The sequence below is a fragment of the Paenibacillus cellulosilyticus genome (assembly GCF_003182255.1).
Classification (GTDB): domain Bacteria; phylum Bacillota; class Bacilli; order Paenibacillales; family Paenibacillaceae; genus Paenibacillus_T; species Paenibacillus_T cellulosilyticus.
Map to the genome: position 1 here is coordinate 52,493 of NZ_QGTQ01000036.1, position 17,576 is coordinate 70,068.

A 17,576-nucleotide genomic window follows, 5' to 3' on the forward strand; every position below is an offset into this window, starting at 1 on the left:
ATCCATCTTCGTAGTTATAAGTCGCCGTACATCAGATGCTCTTCGCTCATTGCGTAGTTGCGTCCTGACGGCGACTTTTTATTTGAGCTGTTGTCCCAGTATTCCGAATAACGACCGCGGTTGCTCTATATGGCGGATATTGAGAGTGACCGCGTGAACAGGTGGCGACAACGATAATGGGCAAGAAGAGCGTACCTTTTTACGACGAAATGCTGTTTCAGAATTTGACGGAGTCTCGAATGACGCTGGATGATGTGTACGCTCGAATGGTTCGTTTCGTGTCCTCAGATGTTAGAGCGTCCTATCAGTTCGTCATCGGGACGGACAGCCAAGTGTTCGGAACGTACACGAAGTTTGTTACAGGTGTCATTATTCGGCGAGTAGGGAAAGGCGTTTGGGCGTGCTATCGGCAGTCTGTTGTGAAACGACCGCTATTGTCATTGAAGGAAAAGCTTTCGTTCGAGACGACGTTGTCTCAGGAAACAGGAGATTTATTCGCTGCGACCGTCCTTCCTGCGCTAGAGGGGCTGCTTCTTCCTTACGTGTATCAAGGGGCCGCGATCGAGTCATTTATTGATATTGATGCGGGCACAGAGCCGCTGAGAAATCCGACTTTTGTCTATGTAGAGGAAATGGTCAATCGAGTGAAGGCAATGGGGATTTATACGCCTCGTACGAAGCCAGATTCATTCGGGGCATCGGCGTATGCCAACCGGTATACGAAGCGGCCGGTCCGGCTTGTGATGTAGGGTATAAAAGAGGCGAAGCCCCTTTAGGGGGCTTCACTTGGGATTGCCGAATAAGGAGGCGAGATGGCGAAACGGGTTGTTGTCGTCGTCATCTTCTTCCACACTGGAGTAGACAAGCTTCGTCTCGTACAGCGGATCATCGGATGCGTTATTCAGCTCCAACGTAATTTGATCAAACATGCGAACGAACAAACGCGCGGTATTGGCAGCGTCATCAAGCGCACGGTGTTGTGAGCCGTCGAAAGCGAGACCCGCGGATTCGAGCGCTTTGGATAAGCCGATTCTACGGCTAGCGTCATTACCTTGCAGCTTCGTATAGAACAACTGCAAATCGTTCATGTTACGAAGCCACTTAAGTTCAAGCTTCATATCGCGGCACTGGCGGACAAAGTGCTGCTTGTCGTCTGGTCCCCACGAGCATAAGTAGTACGTATCGTTGCCGATCCATTGCAGGAATAATTCGATTGCGTCACGGAATGATGGTGCGCTATCTACTTGCTCTTGCGTTATTCCGGTAAATTCGGTCGTATGAGCCGTAATCACTTTGTTGCGTTCCGGTTTAACATAGGTTTGGAAACGATCGACTTCTATCGGACCTTGTTCGCCGTCAATTAGTTTGACAGCACCGATCTCGATAATGTCGGCCGAATACTGCTGCTTGCGGAGTACGGTAAATTCTAGATCGTAAACGATATAAGTGCGCATACCGTCACACTCCTTTCTTCTATTGCTATTGTAACATGGCGGGTTGGTTGAGAGGGAGATGGTAAATATCGTAGTGTACATATGCCATCTAAGCTGCCGACAACTAAAGTCAGTCTTTAGACTGAGACAGAAGCCAATCCTTAGTCGATTGTTTCGGTGCTTCGGGAATGATAGTCTAATTACAATCACTTACAATTCTGAACGAAGAGATAGATATAAAGGAGTGGCTAGGAGCATGTCTGCAACGGAGCATTGGGGAGAGCACGAACAACTGCCGACAAAGCCTACGAAGAGCGGAAAGTCGTTTTTATTTTGGCGCAAGGAACGGGTAGATCACTACGCGACGCCTGCGACAGAAGGGATTCGCAACGTCATTGTACAAGTAAAATCAGCGAATATAACAGCCATTCGAAGCGTCAGCGGCAGCAGCATCGGCATTCGTCTGACGGGCTGGTCGAGACAACATTCGGCAGATGAGTTCGGCATTGAGACATATAGAGAAGGCGACCATTTGCATATCGGCATTCGAGAACCCGAGGGGATGGGCCGTATTATCAACTGGAGCCATTTGGAGCTGATGATCGAGCTGCCAGTGAAGGATTGGGAATTGATTCGTTTGGCAGCGGGTAGTGGTAACGTGAAGGCTTCGCAGCTAAATGCTCAGTCAGCAGCGATTGAATCTGGCAGCGGCAACCTGTTAGCGTCAGATCTAAAGCTGAACCAAACGCTCCGTATGCATACGGGATCTGGTGATGTGAAGGCTGAGCGAATAGAAGCCAGCGAATCATCTGTCCATTCAAATAGTGGCAATCTGGACGTTAAAGATATGAGGATTGAACAGCAGTTCGACCTGCATACTAGCTCTGGCAATATTGCTGCAAGGCGGTTCGAAGCAAGCCGCTCGAGCATTTACTCCGGCAGCGGGAACATTGACTTAAAGGACGGCAGTTGCGCGGTAAAAGCCGAGTCAGGTTCTGGCAACATCCAGATGGAGTGTCTGCTGTTGACGGCGGATAGCGAGCTGTGGACGGGAAGCGGCAATATTGCCGTTGATCTCGCATCTGGCAATACAGATCTGTCCGTTACGTGCGGTACCGGTTCAGGCAATGGATCGATCAGCGGAGACGGATTTATTGTCACAGAGCGAACGAATGATTATTCACGGATGGCAGGACGATACGGGGACGGCGCCATTAAGCTGCAGATCCGCACAGGATCGGGTAATTATCGACTTCATAGAGCATAATTATAGACGGTGTATTCGACCCTCTGGGGCTTCTGCCTACAGGGGGTTTTAATGTTTGGTATTAGAAAACGCTTTCCGTCTGCACGGTTGTCCACTACAATGATGGTACATATTACGATCAACCTGCTGGCTGGAGGCTACAGATGCCGAAATATAATTTATTTTCCAAAATCGTTGTCCTGATTGTTGTCATGCTGCTCCCTATTATCGGCCTATACTTCTATTCGAACAAGACGAGCACGGATGTCCTTCGTTCGGAGCTGAGCAAGTCCACTGAGAATCAATTGGTGTTCTTCCAGAATCAGGTGGACACTAATGTGGAGATTTTATCTCTATGGCCGAACCTGCTCATTCAGGATCCGGATATCGCGAGCTTTCAGGAAATTTTCCTGACGAGTGAGTATTTCAACCTCAACACGATCTCGCTCGTCAAGCGAATTCAGACGAAGCTTGCGATTCAAGAGAGCTCGTCGAACTGGCGGAGCAGTCTCTATATTTACTCGCCGACGCTGCATCGGGTTGTATCCGTTAATGATGCGAAAACCTATGATGAAGCCGATTTGAAGAAGCGTATCAAGTGGGGCTGGCAGGTGAAGAAGGTGGAGGAAGGCTCCTTCCAGTTCAGCTGGTTCACTGCGTCTTCTTATTCAAAATATACCGATCCCGCTAACGCGAATACGATCATTGAGGTTCGTTTCGACAGCAACAACATTCAAGATATGCTCGATAAGTTCAAAAGCTCTGGCAGCAGCGATCCGTTTTATTACAACAGCCAGCTGGGACTTATTTATAACCGTACTTCCGACCAGCAGTTGGCTCAGCAGCTCGTTAATCAGCTGCAACTGCAGGATGGTGATTCCGATGGCAGTCTTGGCAGCCATACGGTTGAGGTGAACGGACAAGACTATCTCGTCAATATGGCATTGTCGGAGTCGACGGGCTGGTATTTGATCGACTATACGCCGCTCGCCGATATTCTCAAGCCGATCAATGAGTCGAACCGTTTGTTCTACTTCTCGGTTAGCTGTTTGCTGCTAATGAGTTGTTTGGCTGCTTATTTGCTGTACGGTCAGGTGCAGGTACCGGTGAAGAAGCTGATTGTCAGCTTCCACAAGCTGCGCAGCGGTGACTACTCCGTGCGGCTCGATACGAAAGGGAATGGAGCGTCGGAGTTCAAGTTCTTATTCACCCGATTTAACTTGATGGTTACACAAATCCAGGAGCTATTCGAGAAAGTATACGTGGAGCAAATCCGGGTGCGTGAGGCAAAGCTGAAGCAGCTGCAGTCGCAGATCAATCCGCATTTCTTCTACAACTGCTTCTCATTCATCTCCAGCATGGCGAAGCTGCAGGACTATCGCGCTGTTGTGGCAATGAGTCAAAATCTCGCTGCTTATTACCGATACACGACAAGACAGGAGCGGGATGTCGTTCCTTTCGTAGAGGAGCTTGATTTCGTCAATCATTATCTCGATATTCAGAAGCTTAGGATGAAGCGGTTAGAAGTTTCAATTCAAATTCCAGATGATATGCTGGATGCGGAAATTCCGCCGCTGGTGCTGCAGCCACTCGTCGAGAATGCGGTTATTCACGGTATTGAATCGAGCGCGGAAGCTGGACGCATCACAATTACGGGTGAGTCGAGTGGGGGCAGTTATCGGTTGATCGTTGAAGACGATGGGGTTGGAATGGATGCCGAGAGCATTCTTGTCTTGCAGTACAAGCTATCGAAACCGATGGAAGAAGAAATGGGCTGCGGCCTATGGAACGTGCATCAACGGATGCAGCTGCAATTCGGGGATTCAGCTGGCCTGACGCTTGGTACATCGGCTTCGGGCGGTTTCAAAATCGTGCTGCACTGGACGGATTCGGCAAGAGCGGCTTTAATAGAGGCAGATACTAATCAACGAGATGAACTTTCATCGGGCAGGGGGCAGCACCATGATTGATATATTGCTAGTAGATGATGAATCATACGTAACGGAAAGTTTGGCGAGAACGATTCCATGGCAGGATCTAGGCGTCAGCAATGTATATCAGGCAGAATCGGCAAAGGAAGCGCTGCAGCTGCTAGAGGAACAGGAGATCGATATCGTCGTCAGTGATATCCGCATGCCGGGAATGGATGGGCTAGAGCTAATTGAGGTTATTGCAGAGCGTTGGCCGAACATCCGTTGTATGCTGCTTACGGGTCATTCTGACTTTGACTATGCGAAGCGTGCGCTGCAGCTCAAGGCTACGGATTACATTCTTAAACCGGTTAACGATGACGAATTTGTCGTCAGCATCTCCAATGCCGTAGAGAAGCTGCATGCGGAATGGAAGGAAGCAGACAAGTACAACCAGCTCTTGTATGACCGCAAATCCGACTATACCGTGCTGCGCGGCCATCTGCTTCATGATTTGCTGCTTGGACGTCAATTAAATGGCGCGTTGGTACAAAATAAGCTGCAGCAGTACGAGATCACGCTGACAGTTGATGAACCGGCAGTGCTGATGCTCATCCAATTCAGCACACCATTCGACGATGCAGACGAGCATTCTGCGTCATTATTGGAGTATGCTGTCGGAAATATTGCCGAGGAAATATTCGGCGGCAGCTTTCGCGTCTGGTGCGGCAAGACACCGCATGACTGCCTTGTTCTCCTCGCGCAGATGAAAGATAGCGGCCGTAAAAGATATGGGACGGTAGAGCAGCCAGGAGCGGCAGTGCGCGAGCAATTGTCAGAGGCGGCCGTCTGGTTCCAGGAGCAGACGAGTAAGTTTCTCCGCTCGGAAACTTCCTGCTTTATTACACGCTGGTTTTCGTTCCCTGAAGATGTGGCGGACGGTTATCGGAGCGCGCTGAGCGCATTTTTCCTGAATGAGCAGGGAACGGAACCGGATAACGCGATTCAGTTCCTAGAGGAGACGGTGGACCGTTCATTGCCAGCGAAGTCGCTAGAGCAGCTGCATAAGCCGCCGACATTGCTCCATTTGCTCGAATCGAAACAGTGGGCCGCTTCGCGCGATAAAATTCATGAAGTATTCGATCTGTTGGGACGGACGACCCGTTCAAGAGAGCATTTGTATGAGGTTTTCCTGTATGTATCGAATGCGTTTATGTATAGCGCTCACAAGCGGGGACAGTTTATGACGGACATCGACCATTCTGCGTTCGATATGCTCCTCGATCGTTCGGGTATCCATTCGCAGGACAAGCTGCGCGGCTGGGCGGTCAACATGCTAGGCAAGCTCGAGTCCGAGCTGTCTTCGACGGAGTCAACACGAACGCATCTGGTGAAACAGGTGCAGGAGATTGTAGAAGAGACACTGGGGCAGGATACGTCGGTGAAGACGATCGCAGATAAGGTATATTTGCACCCCGTATATTTGTCCAAAATCTATAAGGCTGACACAGGTGAAAGTCTGAGCGACTATATCATTCGCATGCGGATGGAACGTGCGCATCACATGCTGAAGAAGACGAATAAGAAGATTTATGAGATTACGGCCGAGCTCGGTTATCAGAACCCGCAATACTTCAGCAAGATGTTCAAAAAGTATTACGGCATGACGCCGCAGGAATTCCGCGACATGGCCGATTAAGTTTTCGCGAACAAGATTGGCGCAAATGGTTGTCAAAGGTGCAGAAATGTTCGATTTATGACATAGGCCTCTTGGCACCCCCATTCTATAATGAAAACGTAAACATATGATAAGGGGGAACAACATGAGAGCCAAAGTTAGAGCAACGCTATTGTTGACACTTTCTCTGTTTCTGATGATTGCACTTGCAGCATGCGGCGGCAGCAAGGATGACAAGAAGTCGACTGATTCCACAGGAACGACGACTGAAACGAAAACGGAGACGGGTTCGGAAGAAACAAGTGCATACAAAGATAAATACGATCCTCCGGTGTCGATCTCCACGGTATGGGCTGTTGCTCCGGAAGTGAAGTTCAAGAACGGCGAGACGATCGAGAACAACGTCGCTACGAAATGGGCGAAGGATACGCTCGGCATCGAGATTAAATCACTCTGGTCAGTTGCAAATACGAACAATGCTTTCGCGACTAAGCTTCGCCTAGCATTGACGTCGGGTCAAGAATTACCAGATGTAGTCGTTGCAGGCAGCGAAGATCCACAGCTCATCCAAGACTTGATCGACTCCGGCGCCTTCCAAGACGCTGGTGCGTTGTTCGATAAGTATGCGAATGACACGTGGAAATCAGCAATGAATCTTGACTCGAATGTTTGGAATCCATACCTGCGCGATGGCGCTCGCATGGCTATTCCGATCCTTGACTATGCATACAACAACGACTACCTGCTCTGGATCCGCCAAGACTGGCTGGATAAGCTGAACTTGAAAGCTCCTACGACGATCGAAGAACTCGAGACAGTCATGGAAGCGTTCAAGAACAACAATCCGAGCGGTCTTGCTCCGGACAAAGTTGTTCCACTGAGCATCGGTTTCAAAACGTCGATGAACACGTGGATGGGTGATCCATCTTGGATCTTCGGCGCGTATGGCACGGTTCCACAGCAGTGGAATGTTGGTGCAGACGGCAAGCTGGAGTGGGGTTCGGTTAACGCAGGCATGAAGCAAGGTCTGACGAAGCTGAACGAATGGTACACGAAAGGCTGGATTCCGAAGGAAGCAGCGCTGTGGGATGAGAACAAAACGTCCGAGCCAGCAGTTGCAGGCACGGCAGGCATTATCCCAGGTCCTTACTGGATGAGCGGCTGGCCGCTGCAAGATACGGTGAAGAATGATCCGGATGCCGTATGGAAGCCAATCGCACTGCCAGCAGGCCCAGATGGAAAAGTAGGCCGTCATGGCACCTCATTCTCTAACGGCGTTATCCTGATCAACAAGGACATGAAAAATCCAGAAGCACTGTTTACGTACCAAAACTACATGTTCGACAATCTGGCTGACCCGCAGCCGGGTGGTCCGTTCGAGAATGGCCTGTTCAAAGGTTATGACTATGAGCTCGACGCTAACGGCAACGCGGTATACGGCGACGATAACATCCCAGGCGGCGCTATGAGCACGGTTCGTTACCTGCTCGTTCGCGATGGCGCTCGTATTCCAGATGCTCAGATGAAGGCGCTGCTTAACCTGGCAGACGGCAAAGAGCCAACGACGCGCATGGAGAAAGACCTGAAGAACAATTTCGGTAAAGAAACGCCTGCGGCAGCTGTTGTGCTCATGGGTCAGAAGGATGCCGGCTTGATGAATATGTACACAGGCCCTACGACTGAGACGATGAAGACAAAATTCGATTACCTGAAGAAGATCGAAGCTCAAACGTTCAACGAAATCATCTACGGCGAGAAGCCTGCTGATGCGTTCGATAAATTCGTTGAAACGTGGAAGAGCTCAGGCGGCGACCAAATCACGGCGGAAGTTAACACGTGGTACGACGGCATCAAGAAATAACATTCGAATAGCTGAGCTCTATTCGATACGAAACTGCCCCACATCACCAGCGGTGATTGTGGGGCAGTTTTTTTGCAGATCAACACTGTGGAGTAGTAGTAGAAATTTTTTAGTACTAGAACCGCTCGAACAAAAGTTGTGCCCCAGAGAGGCACACGACTCCCAGCACGCACTAGCTCACAAGCACCTCGGTTCCGCCATCACCAACCTTCCGGGGTCCAGGGGTAAAGGTTTCCGTAAGGAAACCACATCGGAAGCATAAGCTTATTCCCATGGGGTCCCCCCTAGCAGGGAGGATTTAGGTGGGTAGAGATGTTGGATTTAGGTGGTTAGAATTTGTAGAAATCTTTAATTTAGTTGTCTAGAAAAACACGGGGTTACAGGGGCAAAGCCCCTGAAGTCCTCCCGTGAGGGAGGATTTAGAAGGGTAGATTACATTGGTTGCAATTGTGCCATTTATGTTGGCTTTGATGTCTACTAAGCCTCCTAGCTCACTTGCTATAATTCGAACATAAACGTTTACATTGGAGACTCGAGTCAGGGGGAACGAGCGAATGACACATCTAAAGAAATACTGGCCGCTTCACTTGATGGTATTGCCATCACTGCTGTTTTTGATCGCTTTCAGTTATTTGCCAATGGCGGGTATCGTCATGGCATTCCAGGACTTTAAACCACGGCTTGGCATCTCAGGGTCGAAGTGGGTCGGGCTGGATAACTTCAGATTTCTATTCGAACGCGAAGACAGTATGCAGGTGATCTGGAACACGGTCGTTATCGCCGTGCTCAAGCTCTTCTTCAATCTGGTAGCGCCTTTCACATTCGCAATCTTTTTGAATGAAGTACGCAAAGATTTGTTCAAACGGTTCGTACAGACGTTGGTTTACTTGCCGCACTTCTTGTCGTGGGTCATTCTCGGCGGCATTCTGCTCAACGTTCTGTCGACCGATGGAGGTTTCATTAATCGGATTCTCGAATCGATCGGCATCGGTCCGATCTTCTTCCTGGGTGATGGCAACTGGTTCCGCGTAACGGTCATTGTCTCGGATGTATGGAAAGAGTTCGGCTATGGCGCGATCGTCTTCCTGGCGGCACTTGCTAACATTAACCCCGCACTTTACGAGGCGGCCGAGGTTGACGGCGCAAGCCGGTGGAAGCAGACGCTGCACATTACGATTCCGTCGATCATGCCGATAACGATCGTCGTAGGCACGCTGGCGCTCGGCAATGTGCTCAATGCGGGATTCGACCAAATTTTCAACCTGTACAATGGTCTCGTCTACGAAAAGGGAGACATTCTCGATACGTTCGTTTACCGAATTGGTATTCTTGGAGGCAATATGGGCTTCGCAACGGCAATCGGATTGTTCAAATCGGTCATCAGCATGGTGCTCATCTTTGTGTCCTACCGGATCGCGTACAAATGGGCCAACTACCGAATCTTCTAATGACGTGAGAGGGAGATAGACATGTATCATAAAACATTATCGTACCGAGTTTTCACGGTATTCAACACCATCGGTCTTCTGCTTCTGTCGCTCGCTTGCATCATTCCGCTGGTCCATGTGCTGGCCGTATCGTTCAGTGCCAAGTCGGCCGCGGATGCCAATCTCGTAAACCTCTGGCCGGTGCAATTCACGCTGGAAGCCTACAAGAAGACGATCGATAATCCGATCTTCCTGCATTCGCTCTGGGTATCGGTCAAACGTACTGTTCTTGGGACGTCGCTGACGCTGCTGCTCGCTTTTATGGCGGCGTATCCGCTTGCGAAGGAGAACAGCGATTTCAAAGGCCGGACGATTTACTCTTGGATCTTCGTTTTCGCAATGGTATTTAACGGCGGATTGGTGCCGTTCTATATGGTCATTCAGAAGCTTCATCTGATGGGCTCGTTCTGGGCGCTTGTGCTTCCGGGTGCAGTGAATATCTACTTAACGATTCTGATGATGAACTTCTTCCGGGGTATTCCGAAGGAATTGCAAGAGGCGGCAATGATCGACGGCGCCGGCCACTTCAGGACGTTGTTCCGCATCTTCCTGCCGGTATCGATGCCGGCGATTGCTACGCTCGGCTTGTTCAGCATCGTATTCCACTGGAACTCTTGGTTCGACGGCCTGCTCTATACGAACAGCTCGGACCAGTATCCGTTGGCTACATTTCTGCAGACCGTTATTATTCAACGAGATCTAACCTCAATGAGTCTTGATCCGGCGAGTATGGCACTCATTTCGCAGAAAACGGTAAACGCTGCACAAATTTTCATCGGCGCGCTGCCAGTGCTGCTTGTGTATCCGTTCCTGCAGAAGTTCTTCGTCAAAGGTCTCGTGCTTGGCTCGGTTAAAGAATAAGAAGCAATGCGAAGGGGCTGTCTGTTCCAATGAGTAGTGTACGAATTCAAGGTATGGATGTATCGTTTCTGGACGAAATTGAGCAGGGAGGCGGCGCTTTCTACGAAGGCGATTTGCAGCGCGACTGTTTGCATATTATGGCGGCTAACGGCGTTAATTCGATTCGTCTACGGATTTGGAACGACCCGCCAGGAGGCTTCTGCAATCTAGAGCGGACGCTTCTGATGGCGAAGCGGATTAAGGCGCTGGGGCTGCATTTCCTTCTTGACTTCCACTACTCAGACGTATGGGCAGACCCTGCGAATCAGACGAAGCCTAAAGCTTGGGAAGCACTGGATTTTGGCAGATTGACGCAGGCCGTCTATGATTATACAAGGCTCGTGTTGACGGAGCTGCAAGCACAAGGCACGCTCCCGGATATGGTGCAAATCGGCAATGAGATTACGCCCGGGATGCTGTGGGGTGATGGTCGTGTAGAAGGAGAAGGAAGCGACAACGATTCACAGTGGGAGAAATTCGCAGCACTCGTGAAGTCGGGTATTGAGGCGGCAAAAGCTGTTGATCCTGATCTTAACATGATGATTCATATCGACCGAGGCGGCGATAATGCGGCTAGCCGTCGATTCTATGATCGTTTCGAGCGGCTCGGGGTTGAATTCGACACGATTGGACTATCCTTTTATCCATGGTGGCATGGCACGCTGGAAGATCTGAAGAACAATCTGACTGACTTGGCGCTGCGCTATGACAAGGACATCGTTGTCGTGGAGACGGCATACCCGTGGACGATTGCGCAAAATCGTGAGCTCTCCTTTATCGTGGATAAAGAGGAGCAGCTCCATGCAGGTTATCCAGCAAGCGTGCAGGGGCAAGCGGACTATCTGCGTGATTTCATTAGTGTGATTCAATCAACGCCGAACGGTCGTGGAGTCGGCTTCCACTATTGGGAGCCATGCTGGATTCCGTCCAAGTCGGATTGGTCCGTCGGTCACGGCAACAACTGGTCGAACTTGACGTTGTTCGATTTTGAAGGGCGCAAGCTGAAATCGCTCGAGATTCTGAAAGAGCTGGAGATCGTTCCAAATAGCTAATAGCCGACAAAAGCTTCGTTATCTCAGCAGGAAATTCATCTATTGGAACGAATACAAGTACGCGAAGGCGCGTTTAAGCGGCAGTTCTTCTCGCTATCTACTTAGATGGCGAAGGACAGTCGCTTTTTTGTAAAATAAGAAATGTTAACTGACATGTTCAAGGAGATGAACCAATATGGCAACTACGCAATTGATGAAAGAACGCATTGCATCGCAAGAAGGACAGCAGATGCTGGCCAATCTCTACGGTAAGGAAATGCTCGAAATGCAGACGGGCCGCTACAGCTCGCTGCTGACGCAATATGAGGAACTGTTCGGCGCTGGTGACGTCCGTTTGTTCAGTGCGCCTGGACGCAGTGAAATCGGCGGCAATCATACCGACCATAACTACGGCAAAGTACTCGCGGCAAGCATTAATCTTGATACGATCGCTGCATCGGCGCCAACATCGGATCGTCGGATTACGATCGTGTCCGAAGGCTACCCTGGCCAGACGGTCGTCGATCTGGACGAACTGGGACCGATCGAGGGCGAAGGCGGAACGACGGCGCTCGTGCGAGGCATTGCAGCAGGATTCCTCGAATTCGGTTACCACATTGGCGGCTTCACTGCGTATGTCTCAAGCAACGTGCTGTCGGCTTCGGGCCTTAGCTCGTCGGCTTCGTTCGAGATGCTCGTCAGTACGATTCTAAGCACCTATTATAACGATGGCGTGCTGGATGCCGTTATGATGTCGCGCATCGGTCAGTTCTCGGAGAACCGCTACTGGCACAAACCTTCCGGTATGCTCGATCAAATGGCATGTGCATATGGCGGTCTCATTACGATCGATTTCAAGGACCCGGCACAGCCTGTTATCGAACCGATCGAATACCCATTCCGTGATAAAGGCTACTCGCTCGTCATCGTTGCTACAGGCGGCAACCATGCTGATCTGACAGCCGACTATGCAGCGGTACCGAACGAGATGTTCGAAGTGGCAAGGCTCCTCGGTGGACAAGTGTGCCGCGACATTACGGCAGAGCAGATTTATGAGAACCTGGGCATGCTGCGCGAGCAAGCGGGCGACCGTGCTGTGCTGCGGGCGCTGCATTTTCTGGAAGAGAATCGTCGGGTGGACGAGCAGGCAGCTGCGCTTCGCAATGATGAGTTCGACAAGTTCCTTACGCTCATTACCGAGTCGGGCAACTCGTCGTGGAAATGGCTGCAGAACTGCTACCGGGACTCGGACTCGCGCGAGCAGGGCATCACCATTGCGCTTGCACTGACGGAGCAGTATTTGCGTAAGATCGGCAAGGGCGCATGCCGTGTACACGGCGGCGGCTTCGCGGGCGTTATTCTTGCGATCGTCCCTGGCGAGTCGGCAGATGAGTATGCACAATTCATCGGCGGAACGCTTGGTACGCAGACATTCACGATCAACGTTCGTCAGCAAGGCGCGATCTGCTTAGCGATCTAATGTACAATGGTTGAAGGGCCTGCCTCTATCTTCATGCAGCAGCATGATGAGGCAGGCTCTTTTTTTTCGTAAGGTTTCGGCTATACTGTGTACAGGTCTACTAGCCTATCTTGCATGGTGAAAGGGGTTACATCGCTTGAAGAAGCTGATGTTCATCTACGGCTTACTGATCATGTCCTTTATTGTGTATGTGATCAATTATCAGACGAGTAAGAACGATGACAATCCGTGGGAGACGACAGGGGGCCTTAGGGGCAGCGTCGACGAGAAATATGTGATGGTCACGTTTCAATCGGGCATCGATTACTGGAAAGGGGTGCTCAAAGGGTTCGAGGACGCTTCAGAGGCGCTTAACGTGTCGGTCGAATATCGCGGGGCGACGAAGTACGATCTGCAGGAGCAGATTACGGTGCTGGAGCAGGTCATCGCGAAGCGGCCCGCGGGCATTGCGCTCACGGCAATCAATCCAGAAGCGCTCAATCCGACGATTAACAAAGCGATTAAGGAAGGCATTCCAGTCGTCTTGTTCGACTCCGGCACAACAGAGAGTAAAGCCTATTCGCTGCTGGCAACCGACAACTACCGTGCCGGCGTTATTGCTGCGAGGACGATGGGGGATTTAACAGGCGGTGAGGGCGATGTTGCCGTTCTGTATCAGCCTCACCAGATGAATCTAGAGGATCGGACGAGAGGATTCAAGGATACGATTCGTACCGAGTTCCCGAATATGGAGGTTGTCGCCGTCGTCGATGCGAAGGCGCAGCGGACAACGTCGCATGATGTGACGATGCAATTGGTCGAGAAGTATCCGAATTTACGCGGTATTTTTATTACAGAGGCTAATGGTGGTGTCGGCGTCGGGGATGCGATCCAGTCGCTCGGCAACGAGAAGGTGAAGATCGTCAGCTTCGATACGGACAAAGGCACGCTGGATATGGTGAAGGACGGCAGAATTGACGCAACGATGGCACAAGGGACGTGGAGCATGGGGTACTGGTCGCTGCAGTTTCTGTTCCATATGAAGCATGAGCTCGTTCAAGCTGCCAATTGGCAGACGACAACGATGTCGCCGCTTCCGGTGCAGGTCGATACAGGCATTAACGTCGTGACGCGGCAAAATGTGGATGAGTACTATGCGAAATAACCGACGGGAGCAGGAGGGCGGTCCTTTATGAAATGGAGCGGCTTCTCTTTAAACAATCAGCCGATTCGGTACAAGCTCATTATTCATTTTCTGCTTATCGGCATTCTGCCTGCCATTGGACTTGGCGTCTTGATCGATTGGACGGCTAGCCGAATCATTGAGCGGCAGGTGAACGATTATACGATTCAGATGATTGGCAAGGTGAATGATTCCCTCGAGCATTACGTCGAGAATGCACAAAATATGACCTATCTCATCAGCTTCGACCCGAATGTGAATCGGTTCATGGAGCATGACACGTACGATGAGATGACGATTCGTACGTTCATGACGGGCTTCACAACGCTTCATACAGAAGTCGCCGGCATCGTCATCGTGAATAATAAAGGCGATTACATAAGCAATGAGATGTATGTGCGCTCGACCAAAAGCTTGACAGAGGATGATTGGTACAAACAGGCGGTGCAGAGTAAAGGGATTTTCCGCATTATCGGTCATCCATCAGGACGGAACTTAGCTTCCCATGTCGACTATCAAGACAGTGAGGTTGTCTCATTCGTCCGGGCGGTTGTTGATCCGATCACGCAGGAGGTCAAGGGCGTCATCATGATCGATGTGAAGCTGCGCGTCTTCGCGGAGACCGTGAAAGATGTCCGGCTAGGCAAGTCCGGTTATCTGATGGTGGTCGATGACAATGGGGATACGATTTATGCGCCGGATCATCCGCTGCTGCAGACATTGCCGGAGCGTCCTGTTGAAGACGGGAATTCGGTGACTAGCTCGGGTACTTATTCGGCTAAGGTGGAAGGTCGAAGCCTACAGTTTATTTATCGGACATCGCCATTTACGAACTGGATGACCGTCGGGGTGTTTCCGAGCAATGAGCCTGTGTCGGAAATGCGCGAGATCCGATTTTATGTTGTAAGCTTCGCTTTCCTTATCTGCCTGTTTGGTATAACGGCTTCGTATTATTTGTCGCACTCGATGTCGAGACCGATCGGGCAGCTCATGTCCTTCATGCAAAAAGCGGAGTCTGGCGATCTGACGATTCGATATTGGGGAGACCGGCAAGACGAAGTGGGTAAGCTGGGGCGGAGCTTCAATCTGATGTTGGCACAAATCAATCGCCTCCTTACGCTGACGGAGGTTCAAGAGCGGCAAAAGCGTGAGGCGGAGCTGCGCAGTTTGCAGGCGCATATTAAGCCGCATTTTTTATATAACACGCTTGATACGATTCAGTGGATGGCACGTCGACGCAATGCGGATGATGTTGCAGATGTCGTAGGATCACTGTCCAAGCTGTTCCGAATCGGACTTAACCGGGGCAGTGATATGATTCCGCTGGCGGAGGAATTCGAGCATATTAGCAGCTACATGAACATTCAGCAGACGCGCTATAGCGGCAAAATCAGCTTTAAGGTATCGCTAGATCCAGCTGTTGGGGACCTATATGTGCTCAAGCTGATGCTGCAGCCGCTCGTTGAGAATGCGATTTATCATGGTGTAAAAGAGCGCCGTGGCCCTGGTGAGATCGACGTGTCGGCTAAGGAAGAAGATGGCGCAGTTATGCTGCGTGTCGCGGACGATGGCGCGGGCATTCCGCCGGACAGGCTGGCTCGGCTGCTGCATAAGCTGGAGTCGGTGCACGATGGCGGCTCGCCAGATGGGATTGGGGTGCAGCGGGATGCGTATGGCAAGAGCCCGGGTAAACCTGAAGTGGATGTGCTGCTCGGCGGCTCCTCGCAGGGCGGCGGCAGTGCATCGTCAGGGGGAGAAGGCGGCAGCGGTTATGGCATGATGAATGTGCAGGCGAGAGTGAGAATTGCCTTCGGCGATGCGTACGGCGTTACCATTCAGAGTGAATTAGGACAAGGTACGGTCGTGACGATTCGTCATCCGATTATTCGTTATTTGGACAAATAGAGTTTACTGCCTTGTGGTGGAGAGGAGTGTTACGATATGGACGCTGCCATGTGGAAGGTGCTCATCGCGGATGATGAGGCTATCATCCGCTGGGGCATTCGAGATTCGGTGAAGTGGGAAGCGCTCGATATGGAGGTTGCAGCGGAAGCAGAGGATGGCGAGGAAGCGCTTGAGCTTGCCGTTGCGCTCGGTATCGATGTACTGCTTGTCGATCTGAGCATGCCAATCATGAACGGATTAACGCTTGTAAAACATATTCGGGAGCAGCTGCCGGAATGTCGAATTGTCATCATTACAGGACACGACGAGTTTGCGTATGCGCAGGAAGCGATAAGGCTGAGCGTCGATGATTACATTCTCAAGCCAACGAATCCCGAGCAGTTGACGCAGGTATTGACTCGAATTCGAGATGATCTCACGAACAGCAAGCAGCAGCAGCAGCATCTGGAGCATGCCTCGAAGCAAATTACGCGTAATTTTCCGCTGCTGCGGGAGCGGTTTTGTCTGGAATGGATCAAAGGCCAGCTTACTGAGGAAGAGGTGGAGGAGCAGCTTCGCTTTCTGATGCTGCCGGATGCAGCCCCTCAGATTGTAGGTGTCATCCGTTGGCCGGAGACGATTACCGGCGCACCGTTAATGCCGGAGAAAGAGCGGCAGCTGTTCCGATTCGCGATCGAGAATATTGCGGCGGAGCTGCTGGAAGGGTATGAGAAGGTGCTGTTCCGTGATGAGGCCGGATTGACGGTCATACTCATCTGGGGAGAGCCGCCGGATCGTGTATTCCCTGAGATTGAGGAAGCGGTGCGCTCGCATTTGAAGCTGCCGGTTCAGGTGCAGGCAGAGGCGTTCAATGGATCACTCGACAAGCTCGGCGAGACGTACGAGATTGCCAAGTCGGCGGTGTACCGCGATATGACGCTGTCTCCGCTCGTACGACGCGCGAAGCAGTATTTGCTGGAGCACTATGGGGATTCGGAGCTGACGCTGGAAGCGGTGGCGGATGCGCTGCAGGCATCGCCGGTTTATGTAAGCCGATTGCTGAAGCAGGAGCTTGGGATGACGTTCGTTAGTTATTTGACGCAGCTGCGGATGAAGAAGGCGGTGCAGCTGTTGAGCGGCACGGAGCTATCGATTAATGAGATTGCGGAGCGGGTCGGGTACGATACGCAGCATTATTTTAGTACGGCGTTTAAGAAGGTGAACGGGGTTTCGCCGAATCAGTATCGGAAGGGCGGGGCGTTCGACTGAACTTAGTTGTGTGAGATTGTTTCGTGCGGGGAAAACCTTAGGTTGGCGAGTCGGTCACTGCGCAGGTGAAAGTTCTTTCGATCGCTGTTGTGTCCAGATTGTTCTGATTATGTAAGATCAGAAAAGGTAACAATCCGGACACAAAGCATTCCTGTATGGTGTTAAATTTCGGCTTTGAAATTAAACGAGCACCTCCTTATGATGAAGTTGTCCAGCCAGACAACAAAAACAAAAG

At 51.0% G+C, this 17,576-nt stretch carries 13 protein-coding genes; 12 read left to right on the forward strand and 1 reads right to left on the reverse strand.

All coding sequences use genetic code 11. The features are described from left to right. Window positions 1-176: 176 nt before the first annotated feature. Window positions 177-749, forward strand: coding sequence for a ribonuclease H-like YkuK family protein (locus tag DFQ01_RS27440; protein WP_110047126.1), 573 nt, complete (start codon window positions 177-179; stop codon window positions 747-749). A 33-nt stretch (window positions 750-782) separates the two neighbouring features. Here the strand turns inward: DFQ01_RS27440 and DFQ01_RS27445 are convergent, their stop codons facing one another. Further along, on the reverse strand, window positions 783-1,454 hold the full coding sequence (locus tag DFQ01_RS27445; RefSeq protein WP_110047127.1) for a 3'-5' exonuclease: 672 nt from the start codon (window positions 1,452-1,454) through the stop codon (window positions 783-785). Between the two features lie 235 nt (window positions 1,455-1,689). Here DFQ01_RS27445 and DFQ01_RS27450 point away from each other — a divergent pair, with 235 nt between their 5' ends. From DFQ01_RS27450 to DFQ01_RS27500, 11 genes are all read left to right on the forward strand, one after another. Then, window positions 1,690-2,700, forward strand: a complete 1,011-nt coding sequence (locus DFQ01_RS27450; RefSeq protein WP_174812537.1) for a DUF4097 family beta strand repeat-containing protein — start codon at window positions 1,690-1,692, stop codon at window positions 2,698-2,700. Between the two features lie 143 nt (window positions 2,701-2,843). Continuing rightward, the gene (locus DFQ01_RS27455; protein WP_110047129.1) at window positions 2,844-4,649 is read left to right on the forward strand and encodes a sensor histidine kinase; all 1,806 of its coding nucleotides are present in this window, start codon (window positions 2,844-2,846) and stop codon (window positions 4,647-4,649) included. Beyond that, complete coding sequence (locus tag DFQ01_RS27460) at window positions 4,642-6,288, forward strand: response regulator transcription factor (protein ID WP_110047130.1); 1,647 nt, start codon at window positions 4,642-4,644, stop codon at window positions 6,286-6,288. Before DFQ01_RS27455 ends, DFQ01_RS27460 begins: the two co-directional genes overlap by 8 nt. 124 nt (window positions 6,289-6,412) lie before the next feature. Next, window positions 6,413-8,128 (forward strand): type 2 periplasmic-binding domain-containing protein, encoded by a 1,716-nt coding sequence (locus tag DFQ01_RS27465; RefSeq protein WP_110047131.1) that lies wholly within the window; start codon window positions 6,413-6,415, stop codon window positions 8,126-8,128. A 554-nt stretch (window positions 8,129-8,682) separates the two neighbouring features. After that, a complete protein-coding gene (locus DFQ01_RS27470) occupies window positions 8,683-9,576 on the forward strand; it encodes an ABC transporter permease (RefSeq protein ID WP_110047132.1) in 894 nt (297 codons plus the stop codon). A gap of 21 nt (window positions 9,577-9,597) precedes the next feature. Further along, window positions 9,598-10,476, forward strand: coding sequence for a carbohydrate ABC transporter permease (locus DFQ01_RS27475; protein ID WP_110047133.1), 879 nt, complete (start codon window positions 9,598-9,600; stop codon window positions 10,474-10,476). Between the two features lie 29 nt (window positions 10,477-10,505). Continuing rightward, window positions 10,506-11,567 carry a glycoside hydrolase family 53 protein gene (locus DFQ01_RS27480; protein WP_110047134.1) on the forward strand — a complete coding sequence of 354 codons (1,062 nt, stop codon included), beginning with the start codon at window positions 10,506-10,508 and terminating at the stop codon, window positions 11,565-11,567. Between the two features lie 175 nt (window positions 11,568-11,742). Beyond that, window positions 11,743-13,026, forward strand: a complete 1,284-nt coding sequence (locus DFQ01_RS27485; RefSeq protein WP_245946906.1) for a galactokinase — start codon at window positions 11,743-11,745, stop codon at window positions 13,024-13,026. Between the two features lie 136 nt (window positions 13,027-13,162). Then, on the forward strand, window positions 13,163-14,170 hold the full coding sequence (locus DFQ01_RS27490) for a substrate-binding domain-containing protein (protein WP_110047135.1): 1,008 nt from the start codon (window positions 13,163-13,165) through the stop codon (window positions 14,168-14,170). Window positions 14,171-14,197: 27 nt separating this feature from the next. Next, window positions 14,198-16,093: a cache domain-containing sensor histidine kinase gene (locus DFQ01_RS27495; protein ID WP_110047136.1), complete on the forward strand. Its 1,896-nt coding sequence runs from the start codon at window positions 14,198-14,200 to the stop codon at window positions 16,091-16,093. Window positions 16,094-16,129: 36 nt separating this feature from the next. Continuing rightward, window positions 16,130-17,341: a response regulator gene (locus DFQ01_RS27500; protein ID WP_110047137.1), complete on the forward strand. Its 1,212-nt coding sequence runs from the start codon at window positions 16,130-16,132 to the stop codon at window positions 17,339-17,341. Window positions 17,342-17,576: the final 235 nt, after the last annotated feature.